Origin of the sequence: Flavihumibacter sp. ZG627 (assembly GCF_000814325.1) — a bacterium.
In the GTDB taxonomy this organism is placed as follows: Bacteria; Bacteroidota; Bacteroidia; order Chitinophagales; family Chitinophagaceae; genus Flavihumibacter.
The window spans coordinates 562,078-577,420 of record NZ_JPHF01000001.1 but is presented as its reverse complement, the minus strand read 5'-3'; the positions used below and the strand labels follow the sequence as shown (position 1 = coordinate 577,420).

Here is a 15,343-nt window from a genome sequence, read left to right as displayed (position 1 = left end):
GTTTATTTGACAGTATAGGTTTTCATCTGCGTTCCCACTCCTTTTAGGGTTAGCTGCTTCCAATGTTTAGGGAGTGCAGATTTAATTTGAACCAGCCCTTTGGAAGTTATCTCCAACCCCCCAAATCCCATAAGAACACTTTGTACGATACCTCCGGCTCCTGTAGCAAAATAAGGGTTGGTTCCACCCTTGGTTTCTGCAATCACCCGAAATGGTGGATTCAGGTTGGGAACATACGCATCCTGGAACCATTGATAGGCCTTTTCGCCATCTCCCAACCGTGCATAGAGAGTTGTGAATACAGCCTGTGTCATAGCCGGAGTTCCTTCATTGGGAACACGCTTTTCATAGTATTCAAGGTCTTTTCGTATTGCCTGTGGATTGGTAATTTCTTTCAATGGATAGGAAAGCAAATTTACATCTGCCTGCTTAATACCCTCACCTTTATATGTAGCGTGTTCCTGTGTTACCCCATCTTCAAATTTCAGGATTGGAATATTTGCGGCAACATGTTTCCAATCGGCATCAGGGGTTATACCCAGGATGATGGCAGCCTCGGTAGCGAAGTTAAGGTTGGCCTTTGCGGCAGCATTAGTGAAGGCATTATTGTCAACATTTTCGGCCCACTCATCAGCAGCAACAACGTTTCGGATATCATATTTTCCGGTTCCGTTTCGTTCTACTCTGCTTGCCCAAAAATCGGCGGTGGCAGAAAGAATGGGCCATCCTTTGTCCCTCAGCCACTGCTTGTCTTGCGTAACGCAATAATAATTCCACGCAGCAATAGCTACACAGGCAGTAATATGGTGTTCAAAAGGACCGCTCAATGCCCAAACGGGGGTTTCTTCCACGCCCGTTTCTGCACTTTCCCATGGATACATCGCTCCTTTGAAGCCTTTTGAAAAGGCGTTTCTTTTTGCAGCATCAAGCCTTTGGAACCGGTATTCTACCATACTCCTGGCAATAGAGGGTTTTAATACCAGCAGTGCCGGGTACATCCAGAGTTCTGTGTCCCAGAAAACATGGCCATTATATCCAAGTCCGCTGAGCCCCATTGGCGATGGCGAAAGCGCTGTACCCTCGCGCGTAAAAGAATAAAGATGATAGATCATGCTGCGGATATCCTGTTGTGCCTGCGGGTCGCCATCAATGATGATATCCGATTTCCAGAGTTCCTCCCAGGCAGCCTCATGAAAGCGAAGCAGCCGGTCGCGGCCCTCCAGCTTTGCATAAATTGTAAGTCGCTCTGCTTCATTAAGCGGATCATCGTGATGGGCTGATGTGATAGAGGATCCGGCAATTGAAAACCTGTAGGTTTGGCCAGCTTTCAACTTCCTGGTAAATTTCATCAGGTGCATATTATTATCCCACATCTCATGCACCACACGGGGTTCCTCGCCATGGTGCTCTTGAAAAAGAAAAGTATTTGAAGCACAGAGTTGGAGTTTACCGGTTGGGCTTTTAGCAGAGGAAGTGAGCAAACTTAAAACTACATGTGGCCTGTCGATTTCATTATAGTAATTCTGTACATCCCGTAGTGCATCCGGGGCTTCCATCACGCTTGCAGCATTGATACTAATATCCTGCTTAGGTGTTATACTAACGTCCATGAGTACCGTAAAAGGCAACTGCCGCAGTGAATAATAGCTATAGGTTATACTGGCCTTTTCGGCATAATCAAAGGAAGCGGTGAAGGAAGCTTTACGCATGTCGAGTTTCTGAGTAAAATTAGTGGCCGACTTTGTGTCCATGCGTTTCCCGTCAATATCCAGCGTCATGTTCAACAGATTGAAACTCCGGAGAAAATTACTCACGCGGCCCCGCCCATATTGATCATATGCACCGGCAAGCACCACATCTTTCACCTTAAAGGGTTCCGGTGCGGAAACGATGCCAATCATACCATTGGCAACTGTAATTCCATAATACTCTGTAGCATTGATTGTTCTGGCGGTAATTGACCATGGATCGGGCTCCTGGGCCATAACAGACAGGCTGCTGGCAAACAGCAAAGCTTTAACAGTGATTAATTTCAATAGTAATTGCATATGCAGCATATTTTAAAGAGAAGGAGTACTAAATTTACCAACAGATTACGATGTAATCCGGTTTTATGCGAAAAGAAAGAAAGTTATTATCCGTTATGATCCTGGGAATACTGAGCATGGTGCTCCTTCTTTCTGTGACCATCCCGATTAATTTTACTACCAGGGCCAGTGTACCTTATTCATTGCACAAGACCATGGAACAATTAACGAGTGCGGTTCAACTCCCACGGTGGTTTCTTCCCTTTGCAAACCAGGACAGTACAAGATACAACATCATAGCACTGCCTTCGCCCTCAATAACAGCCCCTGCTCACGAGCTCAAACTTATTTCTGCAACACCCTCAGAAGCTGTAATCTCTTTCAAGCATGAGGATGACAGGAGAAGGTTTCGATTTATTGCTTCACCCGATAGCAGAAAAAAGGGCGCTTCCGTGGTTAGCTTAACCCTTTCAAATACACTTTGGAAACAAATGCTTGATCAGGATGAGGTGGAAAAAGAAGTAATCAGGAGCCTGAAAAACCTTGAATCTTTTACTAATGACACGAGGCGTTTTTATGGTTACGAGATAAGGCGCGACAATGTTACGGATAGTAGTTTGTTATTTATTACCACCTCCATTGAGCCTACACAAAAAGCTGCTGCCTCACGCATTCTCTTTGATTCCTTATTGGTTTATGTTAAAAATAACCGGATCGCGCATAATGGTAAAAGGCTGTTTTATAGCCGGCCAATAAAAGCCGGCGAGTTACAAATCTTTGCAGGTCTTTCCGTCCAAAGCACCGTTACACCGAAGCCATCCGATGGTATCACAAAAAAAACCATTCCAACCGGCAGCAAATTGCTTGTAGCAAATTTCAAAGGTCCCTATAAGAATATTGAGACTGTTTACAGGGCCCTTGAAAAATACAGGAGTGATTATGCATTGGTGAGTACAACCATTCCTTTTGAAGATTTCCAGACAGCAGGTTATGGTTTTAATCCCGATGAAGTGGTTGAAATAAAGGTCTGCTACCCTATCAATTGATCTAGTATGCGTAAAAGGAACATCTTCATTCTTATATTAATTGGTCTTGGGTTCATCTGGGTTTTATTTTACCTGCCTGTATTTACCCATGTCGAAAAAAAGACATTCCCTTTAAAAACAGGCAGGCTGATGGAGCTATTGATAATGCCAGTCAATTATGATCGGTGGATGAACAAGACACTGCGTCAGATGTATCATGACAGAGTGCTAAATATTTCTACAATGGGTACCAGTATGGCTATATATACAATCAGGAAAAAAAGTAAAACCAAGAGGTTCCTCATAAGCGCTCAGCCAGCTAAAACCAGTGAAGCAAAAACAGATCTTCATTTATCATTTAAAGCGAGCTTATGGCAAAAAATGATTGGTTTTAATGAAGAACAGACGGCTATGGTGAATAGTTTCGGTAAACTTGAAAATCTGGTGAAAAGTCCGCTGGCATTTTATGGTTATGATATTCACGAGGCCAAAGTGCCTGACAGCACATTCCTCTACTACGCTATAACAACAACAAATAAGGACAGGCAGAAAACCATGCAAAAAATATTTGAAGTGCTGATTGATTATGCGGAGCAAAAAAATGCAGGCTTCAATGGTAAGAGGATCTTTCACTTTACACGCGAAGGTGATGATTCTATAAGATTGTATGGTAGCATCGGAATCAATCATCCTGAAACAATACCAAATAACAGTCCTTTCCCCTTAAAGAGAATGCCTTTTGGAAAGAACTTGTTGGTGACTCCTTTTGAAGGGCCCTATATGCGTGTTGAACAGGCATATGCCGCCATAGAACAATTCAAGCTCGACCATCAATATATAAGTATGGCCATTCCATATCACCGAATCACGGCACCTGAGTTGTCATTGGCAGATTCTACAATTACAAGACTTGAAGTATGTTACCCTGTTTACTGAACTTTGGAAGGGGAAATCCTGATAATGCGCAGGCTGTCATTGTTGAACGCAGCAACGATGTTTTTCCCCGTTACAGTATTGATGATTTGAAGATCTCTTATCTGGCCTTTTAACGCCAGGTTTTGAAGTTTTAATACCTGGAATTTACCTTGCCCCAGATTAAGAGACATAGTTCCATAATCTGCATCATAACGGCCCATTTCAATGTTTGCCCCATAAAAATTACCCCCAGTAAGAAGATCTGGTAATTTATCACCATTTATATCAATTATTGATGCTGCTCTACAAGGGGACCACTGCAATGGAGAATCCATAATTATTGGTCTGAATTTACCTTTACCCTCATTGATATAAAGGGTTGTTGCAAAATGATCTGCATGATGAACTATAGAGCTTTTGAGTTTCTCTACACTAAACAATTCTTCGAGGGTAGCTTTAGCGAAATTCTCAGCGTAGAGGAATTTTTTCTTTAGTACCGGTAATTGCTTTTCCAACTCAAACTTATTAGCAAATGGTTTTTCGAAGCCATCATGAAAATAGGTGAGAATAGTTTCTTTACGGCCATTGCCATCAAAATCATTATAGTACAATTTTACAGGGTGCTCTTTCTCTGCTTTCAATCTGCTGTTGAGGCCAAGATTGCCAGCGAGTACATCAATATCGCCATCTCCATCCGCATCAAAAGGAGTGACCATATTCCACCAACCATATTCATTACCCAGTTTCATTTTAAATAATCTTCCCTGCTTGTTTTCAAACCACGTAATTCGCTCCCATTCCATTGCCACCAGAAGATCCTCATCACCATCACTATCCATATCAATCCAACGTGCATCTGTTATCATACCGCAATTTGTGAGTTCCGGTGCAAGGGTGTTTGTAACATCTTTGAATCGTGAACCGCCATCATTCAACAGGAGATATGAACGCGGAATTTCACCATATGCAAAAGAAACAGCACGTCCGCTGATAATAAGATCGTTTAATCCATCTTTATTTATATCACACACCAGCACCCTTGACGAAGTAAGGTGAATATTTGGAAAAGCATTTACCGAGCGGTTAAGTTTCCCTTTTCCATCATTAAGGTAAAGTCGGGGAGCCAGCATTGGATCTTTAGCATAAAATTCATTCCCACCGCTAACCACAATGAGATCGGTGGCGCCATCACCATTCATGTCAGCCCAGGCAGCCCTAATATCCTCGAAAGCGCTATCAGCATCCAGGGCAGGTTGTACAGATACGTTAAACCTGCCATCCGGAAGCTGCATGTAAACCGATGGCCTTTTATTCCTTGCGTTTCCAATGAAAATATCTTCCCTCCCATCTCCATTCATATCGCCTACTGCCAGAGCGGGACCTTCTGTTGACAGCATATTTGGAGCAAGTGGTTCGCGGTTAAAATCCACATACCGGTTCTCTTCGTGTTTGAATTTAATACCTAATTCATTCTCAACAAATGTGAGTGAAGGAGGTTCCGGCTTGCCCTTTACGGAAAGGGAATGAAAGTCAAAAGCTGGCAGGTTAGGGCGCCAGTTAAATCGTGGCTGCTTAGCAAGGGTATCAATTTTAAATGGCTCATATGTTCCATCGGGCCATATTAAAAATGCTGAGTCAATAACCGATCGTCCTGCCGTAACCTGAAGAGGTATTTCCATAGAAGAAAGAAAGCCATGCACAGGCGATTTCTCAGTTGTAAGTATTTTATCACCCGAAAACATAACCACCCTTGCTCCCAATGCATTCAAGTTATTAGGGGAGCCCATTAAATGGAATTGCCAATTTTTATTTGTGCTATCGAAACTTGTGTTCTGATAAATTGTGGCAGGTGCGTCAATATTGTTTACGACTATATCGAGGTATCCATCATTGTTAAGGTCGGCATATATAGCACCATTAGAGAAGCCAGGTTTTTCATTTTCAATCTTTTTCTCCATATCAAGGAAACGAAGCTCCTTATCATTGATGTAAAATTTATTCATCAACCTGATCTGGGGAAATTTTTCGATTATAGCCATATCGCTTTCCTCCATTTTACCTGCACCAATTTTTTGCTGGATCTCCCCATTTGAAATATAATTGACATAATCAATATCATTTAACCGTTTAGGAATGCCATTTGAGATAAACAAATCTTTATACCCATCATTATCCATGTCAAACCAGAGTGGGGCCCATGACCAATCCGTAGCATGAATGCCACTGAATAAACCTATCTCACTAAAATGGCCATTTCCTCTGTTCAACTGAAGATTATTACGTGTAAACTGATATTGGTAACCATACTTAACTTTCATCTGTGCGAGATTGTATTCATCTTCACCCAAAGACCGTTTAAGAATCTTATAATCAGCTGGCAACATGTCTACTGAAAAAATTTCAGGAGATCCATCATTATTTATATCCGAGACATCTACGCCCATTGAAAACTGTGATGTATGCATGAGTGACTGTTCGGATTGTTCCATAAATCCACCTTTCCTGTCATTTATATACAGGTAATCATTTTCATGGAAATCATTTCCAATGTAGATGTCAGGATATCCATCCAGATTGATATCTGCTATTACCAGGCCCAGACCATATCCGATTGCTGAACTATTAATAGCTATCTCGCGGGTCATATCCCTGAATGTTCCCGAATCATTCCGATAGAATCTATCACCTGAAAGGGGATGATAAGTTCCCGTAAACAATTTTCTTTCACCGAAAGTTCCATTATGGTGCAATGAATGGTTCATCAGATACATGTCAAGGTCACCATCAAGGTCCTGGTCAAAAAACGCTGCCTGGGTACTGAAACCTGAAAAATCAAGTCCATATGCCGTTGCGCTATCAGAGAATATCGGAATACCATTGCGATTGCCTTTATTTACCAGTAGTTGGTTCCTGCTTTTCAATGGTCCAAAAGAGCCTACTCTGCATACATATATATCAAGTAGCCCATCATTATTAATATCTACAACTGAAACACCAGTTGACCAACCTCCGTCTTGTGGTATGCCTGCTAATGCAGTTATATCGCGGAAATTGAACTCACCATTATTCATGTAGAGCTTATTACCCTGTTGATTAGCTGCAAAAAAAAGGTCCACCATTCCGTCCTGGTTAAAGTCTCCGGCAGCTACCCCAGCTCCATTATAAAAATACATGTAATTGAACATGTTGAGTTCTGAGGATGGCTTGAGTGTATTTGAAAAGGATATGCCAGTTTGATCGGTTGAAAGTACTTTAAATAAATTGGTCTCATCTTGCTTCTTGCCGCAAGACAGAATGAGAGAAAGTAAAGAAAAAATGAAGAAATATGGATTGATCCTTTCCATGATAGTGGTCTATATTTTCGATTTGGTCCTTATAGTAAGTTGAACAGGTTTTTCATTGTTACGAAGAAGTATAAAGGAGGTTTTGCCTTTTTGATTTAAGGGAAGAATCTGCCTGATCACCCCTGTTACCTGAAGACCGGATTTCGCCGGGGACAACCAACTGAAACCTGCATTCCCATCATTGATAAGCACATGCCCATAGCTTGCATCCAGCCTTCCAAACTGGGGTTGTAAAAATGTATTGTTTCCCCCCATCAGCAAATCAATTTTTCCGTCACTGTTCAAATCAGTACAAACGATCGCATTTACGGGCGCCAGTTGAACCTGGTAGGGCATCTCCATAATTCTAAACCCTCCTTTGCCATCATTGATGGCTATGATGGACAAACTGTAATTAAACTCCTTCATCACAGCCTCTTTAATATCTTCAGCGTTAAAAAGATCCTGGATAGATTTGGTTGCATATTGTTCATGGCGAAGATTCTGCTTTTTTAATGATGGGATCTGATCGGTGAGTTCTCTTTTTAAGAAAACTGGCATATCCTTTCCGCCGATGCTTCTGGTAAATACTTTATCTACATTCCCATTTTTATCAAAATCACTACTCCATAGTTTAACAGGGTTGACACTGTCGGGCTTCAGGTAAAAATTACTTCCAAAATTCCCCATTATCAGATCCTGATCACCATCATTATCCAGGTCGGCCGTGGTAACTGTTTGCCACCATCCTGATAAATGTTCCAACCCCGTTAAAACAGGTTCAAGTTTATTATTGCGAATTCTATAAACGCTGGGCGACATCCATTCGCCTACAATTACAAGTTCCTTATTCCCCTCCTTATCAAGGTCAACCCATACGGCGGAGGTTACCATTCCACCTTTTACCAATGTTTTGTTCCAATCTGCTAATCGATCAATAAATTTCCCATTACCATCATTTATATACAAATAGCTATCTGCCGCAATTCCATATTGATAAGGTACAGACCTGCCACCTACAAAAAGATCAAGATCACCATCACTATCCACATCATTTGGAATTGCGACTGATATATTTACACTATTCCTCGAAAAGCTGTTTGTAGCAATCGTAAAATTAGCTTTCCCATCATTGAGGTAAAGCCTGTGCTGCAGTTCTTTACTATTAGGAGGATGATGATTACCTCCTGCACCAATGAAGAGATCATTATCACCATCACCATCGGCATCAAAGAAGCAGGCCACAGTTTCTTCTACGGAAACAAATTCTTCGGCACCCGCTATATTAACCAGCCGGAAACTATTATCACCCTGAATATATAAGCTACCTGTCTGTCCTTCTGCGCCACATATATATATATCTTCTTTGCCATCTCCATTAAGGTCTGCCACCGCAGCTTTAGGTCCTTCCCGTGAAAGCATAACCGGAATATTACGTTCATTATAAAAATCAATTTGATCATCTTCCTGGTGCGTTTTGAATACCGTACTATCAACATCAAATATTTGCGGAGATGATTTTTCTGATAGTGAAGTACCCTGGATAGCCTTTGAATTTTTCTTTACAACATGAAGTTTGTTTACTTCCGGCCTGATTATAACTGTTCTTTTTCTGTCAGGCCATGTAATAACTGCGGAATCCGGATTTGTAATGCCTAAGCCAAAACTCACTTTGTACTCAACAGAAGATTGAAATCCTCGTGTAGGTACCAGCTCGCGGCTCAGGATTTGATCACTAGTGAATAAGTTGATCTTGGCGCCGATGGCGAAGCGGTTCAAACTATCGCCCTCAAGGGAAAATGCTATATATGCATTCCCGTTTTGCTGACGGCTGTTATTCCGAAAAACGAATGATTCCTGGTTTACATTATTGACGATCAGATCAAGGTCACCATCATTGTCAAGATCACCATAGGCAGCACCATTAGAAAAGGAAGGTATCGCTATCCCCCATTCACCTGCCATATCGGTGAAATGTAATCGTCCGTTATTTCGATACATCTTATTCGGTATGGCCCTTGAAGGCATCTTTCCGATAATTCCTTCAATATCTTCTTTTTGCCCTGTAAGCACCATTTTCTGAATAATATCATTAGCAAAGAAGTCAATAAAATCCTGATCAGTCACATCATTATAAATTCCGTTACTTACATAGAGATCATTCCAGCCATCATTATCGGCATCAAATATCAATCCACCCCAACTCCAGTCAGATGCTGCTACACCACTGAAAAAAGCGGTTTCCATAAATTTGCCATTCTGGTTATTTACCTGGAGAGTATTTTGCATGAACTGGTTGTAAAATCCTGATCTTTCTTTAAGGCGTTGAACATCATAATGCTCAAATGCAGTGGTGGTTTTGAGGCGGGTTTCATCATCAGGTAGCATCTCTGTCACAAAAATATCGGGATAGCCATCGTTATTAATATCGGCCATATCCGCACCCATGGATGAATGGCTGATATGTTGCATCCAGCTTTCCAGCTCTTCTGTAAACCCTCCATTACGATTATTTATATACAGATAATCACGTTCAAAAAAATCATTGGAAACATATATATCGGGATATAGGTCACCGTTAACATCTCCTACTGTAACCCCAAGTCCGAAGCTTATCAAACTACCATAAATACCAGATGCTTCGCTAACATCAATAAATTTACCGTTATCGTTACGCAGCAGATAGGAGCCACCGCCTTTCAGGAAATCTGCAACCGGCCAATCTTTGGCACGCAGATCTCTTTTGTTGGAATAGTTTAGCGTATTAACAGGAATAAAACTATTGTTCAGGATATAACAATCGAGGTCACCATCAAGGTCATAATCAAAGAAAGCAGCGTGGGTAGTATAACCATCATTTGCCAGTCCGTATTCACGGGCAGACTCCTTGAAACTTCCGTTTTTCAGGTTTATGAATAAGGCGTTTTCCTGGCGCATGCCGCGCTGGTACCCGGCATTGCAAACATAGATATCAAGCCAGCCATCATTGTTGATGTCAACCATCACTACTCCAGTGCTCCACTTATTGCTTTCGGTAATTCCTGCTTTGTCCGATACATCTTCGAACTTCCAGTTACCCTTATTTATATAGAGTTTGTTACTGCCCATATTAGCAGTAAAGAACACATCAGCCAATCCATCATTATTTATATCTCCAATGGCGCATCCGCCGCCATTATAAAAATTCCTGTAGCTGAAAATATTGAAGTCGGTGGTATTACTCACCGTATTGGTAAAATTGATACCGGATTTTTCAACGAGTTCAAAAAGTGTTTGAGTGCTCTTCTTTTGCTTACATGCTGTGAGAGAAAGCACTATCATCAATGTACAACAATATCTACGCATAGGAGATCAATCTACAAATAAAAAGAGGTCATTTGTTACAATGACCTCTTGAATTTTATCCGATTATGTTTTTATTAGAATCCAGGATTCTGTGTGAGGTTCGGATTAACTGCGAGCTGCTCGTTTGGAATTGCAAACAGCAGGTATTTCGCATCGCTGGCTGGTTTTTCCTGCCACGCATCCAGGAACTTACCAAAACGGATCAGGTCATTACGACGCCATCCTTCCCAATACAATTCACGGCCTCTTTCGTCAATCAGATTGTCTAATGTAAGGGTAGTAAAATCATCCACACCACGCAAATTACGGATCTCATTTACGATATCCCTTGCAGCAGCCTCATTACCTGAACGGAGTAGCGCTTCAGCCTTCATCAACAATACATCAGCGTAACGAAATATTACATATTCATTATCTGACTGGTCGCCGCTTACATAATCAATAGGGTATTTCACTACACGGATACCTGTAATTTCAAGATTATCTCCAGTTTCAGTGAGTTTAACTTCCCTTGTGAAAGCCAGAGGTGCACCTTTTCTATCCTTAAGGGCAACATTGTTCTGATCAAACTGCTGACCTTCCAGGAATCCAACTTTTACTCCACCTACAGAAGTAATGCCGGGGTAACTCTGAACGAGACGATCATCATCTTCTTCAAATTTGTCATAGAAATCAGAAAGTGTTGCAAATCCATTCCATCCACTAGGATTCTGGTTATAATGTAATTGTGCAAACCAGCGGCTTCTTACGTTACCACCTCTAACCCCAGGTGTATTTTCCAATGCATAAATAATCTCCTTAGAAATGGCGGAGTTATTTGGTGCGAAGTTTTCGAAATAGCTTGCCTGCAGTGAGTACTTTGGATCAGTGGATGCAATGATCTCATCCGCAAGTGCTATAACACGGGCCATATCGGCATTATCGAAGTCGCCAGCTGCGGGCTGCTTGGTTCTGTCCTTATAGACGGCTTTGTTAAGATAAACCTTCATCATGAGGGCTTTAGCCGCATTCTTGTTTGCCTTGATCATAGGTCCGTTTGGCAAGCTGGCTACAGCGGCTTCAAGTTCAGCAATGATGAAGTTTGCAGCATCCACTCCTTTTTTGGTTTCAGGAAGGATAGTAAGATCTTCAAAATTTTCACCCTCTCTGAATGGAACCTGGTCCCATCCATCAAGTGTACAGAACATGGAGAGTGCGCGAATAAATCTTGCTTCCGCCTTTTGCTGCGCAGATGCAGCAGATAATGCAATCACGTTTGTTGAGAAATACTGAGTTTGCTGAAGTTCACGATAGGTATCACGAAGAAATCCATGGTCGGCATTCCAGCGGTGATTGTGAAGAACACGCCAAACCCCATTATCATCCCAGTCTGCACCACGTGTTGGTCCGATCACGGCATCGCCTGTATGCTCCTGGGCAGCCCAGAAGCGGCTCTGGTCCTGGAAGGGAGTATTCAATGCAGAATAGGCGCCCTGGAGGATAGATTGCGGATCAATATCGTCTTCCGCAACAGCACTAAGGCTGTCATCAAACTCTTCCTCCAGCTTTGTACAGGAGAAAAGCAATGTGGTAGAAAGAGTGGCTAAGATTAATATATTCTTGATTTTCATTTTGCTTTTGGTTTTCCGTTATAAAGTAAAGTTTACACCCAACAATATGGTACGTGCAGATGGGAACGGAGTATACTCGATTCCAAATGATGGAACGCCATCAATAGATTTGTCCGTATTCACTTCCGGATCGAAACCGCTGTAATTTGTGAACAGCAAAAGATTCTGGCCGGTGAGAGAAATATTCACATTCCTGAAGGTCTTACCAATTTTACCAAGGCTATAGTTCAATGTTGCGTTTGCAAGTTTCAGGTAGTCTCCTTTCTCCAGATAACGTGTAGAGGCAGCAACGGGGTTAGACTGGCTTTCGAGGTCAGCCGTAGATACCAGGTCTTTCGCAACATTCCTTGTTCCGAGGTTGCCAATTGGAAGTACAGTATTGGCAGTATTGTTGTAAATCTGGTGGCCATATGCGCCATTCAGGTTTACACCAAGAGACCATTTTTTCCAGGCAACATCAGTACTGATACCAAGAATGAAATCAGGGTTTGGATCTCCTGCATAAATCTGCTGGCCTTCATTACTATAATCACTCTGTCCGGTAGTTTTATTGATGCCCTGGTAGTCGCGCAGATAGAATACATTAAGTGGCTGACCATTTATGAGGCGCTGAATGGTAGTTCCGGAAATACCCTGTCCGTGCAAACCACCTGTTTCAATGATCTGGCTACCGAAGTTGGTGAGTTCATTTTTTTGGAAAGTTGCCACCACACCGAGGTTCCAGTTAAGGTCTGAGCTGCGGATAATGGCCGTGTTTAATGCAACTTCAATACCCTCATTGATGATATTACCTGGCAGGTTCACCCAATATTTACCAGCAGGGCCGGGTTGTGCAATGAACTGCTCAAAGAGAAAGTCCTCGGTATCTTTTTTGAAATAATCAATACTACCATATACCCTGTCATTGGCAAAACCAAAGTCAAGACCAATATTGGTTGTTACAGATGTTTCCCATTTCAATTTATCATTACCAAAGTTTGTTCTTTGCGCCTGTCCTGGAGCGGTGAAGCGATAACGGGTAAGGGAGGCGCCGGCAGGAAACTCCTGGTTACCAGTGATACCCCAACCAGCTCTTAATTTCAGTGTGTTGAAAACATTGCTGCCCTTCATGAATTCTTCATTAGTGATGTTCCAGGCAGCACCAAAGGAAGGGAAGTAACCATACTTATTATCAGAACCAAACTTACTTGATCCGTCAGCACGGAAAGTTGCAGTAAGCAGGTATTTATCATACATATTAAGGGTTGCCCTTGCGAAGTAAGATTGCAGCTCAGAGGTTGGATCAGCAAAAGAAAAGACGCTCCTGCTTGCATTTGTAGAGTACTGGAAATAATCGTAGTAATTCAGACCGAATTCATCAAAGTCCTGAGCAGCAAAGAAAAATCCTTTGTTTTGGAACTTCATGTATTCATGACCAACAAGTGCAGTTACACTAAAATTATCATTGATGTCTTTAGTGTAATTCAAAGTATTTGTGAATTGTGTAGTTACCAGCTGGTTATTGCTTGAGGCAGCAATACCTCTGTCAGTAACGTTCTGGATATTTATCCAATCCTTGATCTCCTGGTTACGGTTACCACTTGCATAACGAACGCTGAAGAGCATGCGATATTCAAAGTTGCTGTTAAAGCGGTAGAATGGTGAAATGCTTCCCAACACGTTCGTAAGGTTAGACAAATCATTATAGGCTTCAGACATTGCCAATGGGTTTACCGTTGTGGAACCAGCTTCCACGAATAAAGTGCCATCGGCGTTTCTGAGAGCGCGCGTAGGATTCCATTGCAAAGCCTGACCTACCATGCTTCCCTGGAAGCCTGCATCATTTGAGATCGGAGCTATATCTTCTACGTTATGGGAAGTAAGCAGGTTAACGTCTAGTCCAAGTTTTTTGCTTTCCAGAAATTTAAAACCAGCAGAAATATTACCGGTATACTTTCTGAATCGAGCTTTACGCATGATACCCTCCTGGTCCATGTATCCGAGAGATACACGATAACGGCCACGGTCATTACCACCTGCAATAGATGCGTTATAATTTTCAGTGATAGCCGTACGCGCAATAGCATCCATGGCATCAACATCATCTCCAAAATCACCCTGTGTAAGATTATACTTGTCAAGGGCGGCTCTATATTCACCGGCGTCAAGCACATCCAGTTTCTTCAACAGGTTACTGAAACCAACTGAAGTATTAAATGTTATTGATGGCTCCCCACTCAGTCCGCGCTTTGTGGTAATCAACACAACACCATTTGAACCACGTGATCCGTAAATGGCTGCAGCAGATGCATCTTTCAATACATCCATGGATGCGATATCATTCGGATTGATAAAGTTTAACGGGTTAGCCCCTGGTGTATTTCCAATTGCACCGGTTGCGCCGCTTCGGGCATTATTATTATCAAGAGGAACACCATCTACTACATACAAAGGCTGGTTACCAGCACGTACAGAGGCATTACCTCTAATACGAACGGTTGTAGCTCCACCGGGTTGACCACTGTTATTCAGAACCTGAACTCCAGCAACTTTACCTTGTATGAGTTGATCGGGAGCAGCCATTACTCCGCGGTTAAAATCTTTTTCTTTTACTGAGGCTACTGATCCGGTGAGGTCTTTTTTCCTTGCAGTACCATAACCTACAACAACTACTTCACTGAGAGCAGCATCTGAAGCAACCAGTCCAACCTCAATTTCACTTTTATTAGAAATATCAATTTCCTGGGTTGTAAAACCAACAGATGTAACAACCAGCCTTGAAGCATTAGCAGGCACACCCGCGAGACTGAAGGTTCCATCACTACCGGTTGAAGTGCCCCGGGTTGAGCCTTTTACAGTAACAGTTGCACCAATTAGTGGACTGCCATCTTTTGAATCTGTGATTTTTCCTGTAATAGTACGCTCCTGCGCCTGAATGGCTGAGCCTAAGAAAAGCAGTAGCAAGAGAGTTGATAACCCCCTCACCCAACGTGGCAATGCAGCAATCATAATTTTTAAATTTTAGTTTTGGTTTTCGTGACGGTTATGAAAGTCGTTTATTGAAGTGTATATTAGGCAGTCAGGCAAGGAAGAACGCTGCATTAAAAATGATCATACAA

General features: G+C 42.1%; 7 protein-coding genes. 2 read left to right on the top strand and 5 right to left on the bottom strand.

Annotation, left to right across the window (positions count from 1 at the left end; all coding sequences use genetic code 11):
- Nucleotides 1-2: 2 nt before the first annotated feature.
- Entirely contained in the window at nt 3-2,048 is a 2,046-nt protein-coding gene (locus HY58_RS02520; protein ID WP_156123544.1) for a glycoside hydrolase family 65 protein, read from the bottom strand.
- Between the two features lie 65 nt (nt 2,049-2,113).
- Here HY58_RS02520 and HY58_RS02515 point away from each other — a divergent pair, with 65 nt between their 5' ends.
- Together HY58_RS02515 and HY58_RS02510 are read left to right on the top strand one after the other, a co-directional pair.
- Entirely contained in the window at nt 2,114-3,073 is a 960-nt protein-coding gene (locus HY58_RS02515; RefSeq protein WP_039127128.1) for a GyrI-like domain-containing protein, read from the top strand.
- Nucleotides 3,074-3,079: 6 nt separating this feature from the next.
- Nucleotides 3,080-3,988: a hypothetical protein gene (locus HY58_RS02510; RefSeq protein ID WP_039127126.1), complete on the top strand. Its 909-nt coding sequence runs from the start codon at nt 3,080-3,082 to the stop codon at nt 3,986-3,988.
- Here the strand turns inward: HY58_RS02510 and HY58_RS02505 are convergent.
- From HY58_RS02505 to HY58_RS02490, 4 genes are all read right to left on the bottom strand, one after another.
- The gene (locus HY58_RS02505; RefSeq protein WP_039127123.1) at nt 3,982-7,311 is read right to left on the bottom strand and encodes a VCBS repeat-containing protein; all 3,330 of its coding nucleotides are present in this window, start codon (nt 7,309-7,311) and stop codon (nt 3,982-3,984) included. The genes HY58_RS02510 and HY58_RS02505 overlap by 7 nt on opposite strands.
- Nucleotides 7,312-7,320: 9 nt before the next feature.
- A complete protein-coding gene (locus HY58_RS02500) occupies nt 7,321-10,635 on the bottom strand; it encodes a VCBS repeat-containing protein (RefSeq protein ID WP_039127120.1) in 3,315 nt (1,104 codons plus the stop codon).
- Between the two features lie 74 nt (nt 10,636-10,709).
- A complete protein-coding gene (locus HY58_RS02495) occupies nt 10,710-12,245 on the bottom strand; it encodes a RagB/SusD family nutrient uptake outer membrane protein (RefSeq protein WP_039127117.1) in 1,536 nt (511 codons plus the stop codon).
- A gap of 18 nt (nt 12,246-12,263) precedes the next feature.
- The gene (locus tag HY58_RS02490; protein WP_052323784.1) at nt 12,264-15,233 is read right to left on the bottom strand and encodes a SusC/RagA family TonB-linked outer membrane protein; all 2,970 of its coding nucleotides are present in this window, start codon (nt 15,231-15,233) and stop codon (nt 12,264-12,266) included.
- Nucleotides 15,234-15,343: the final 110 nt, after the last annotated feature.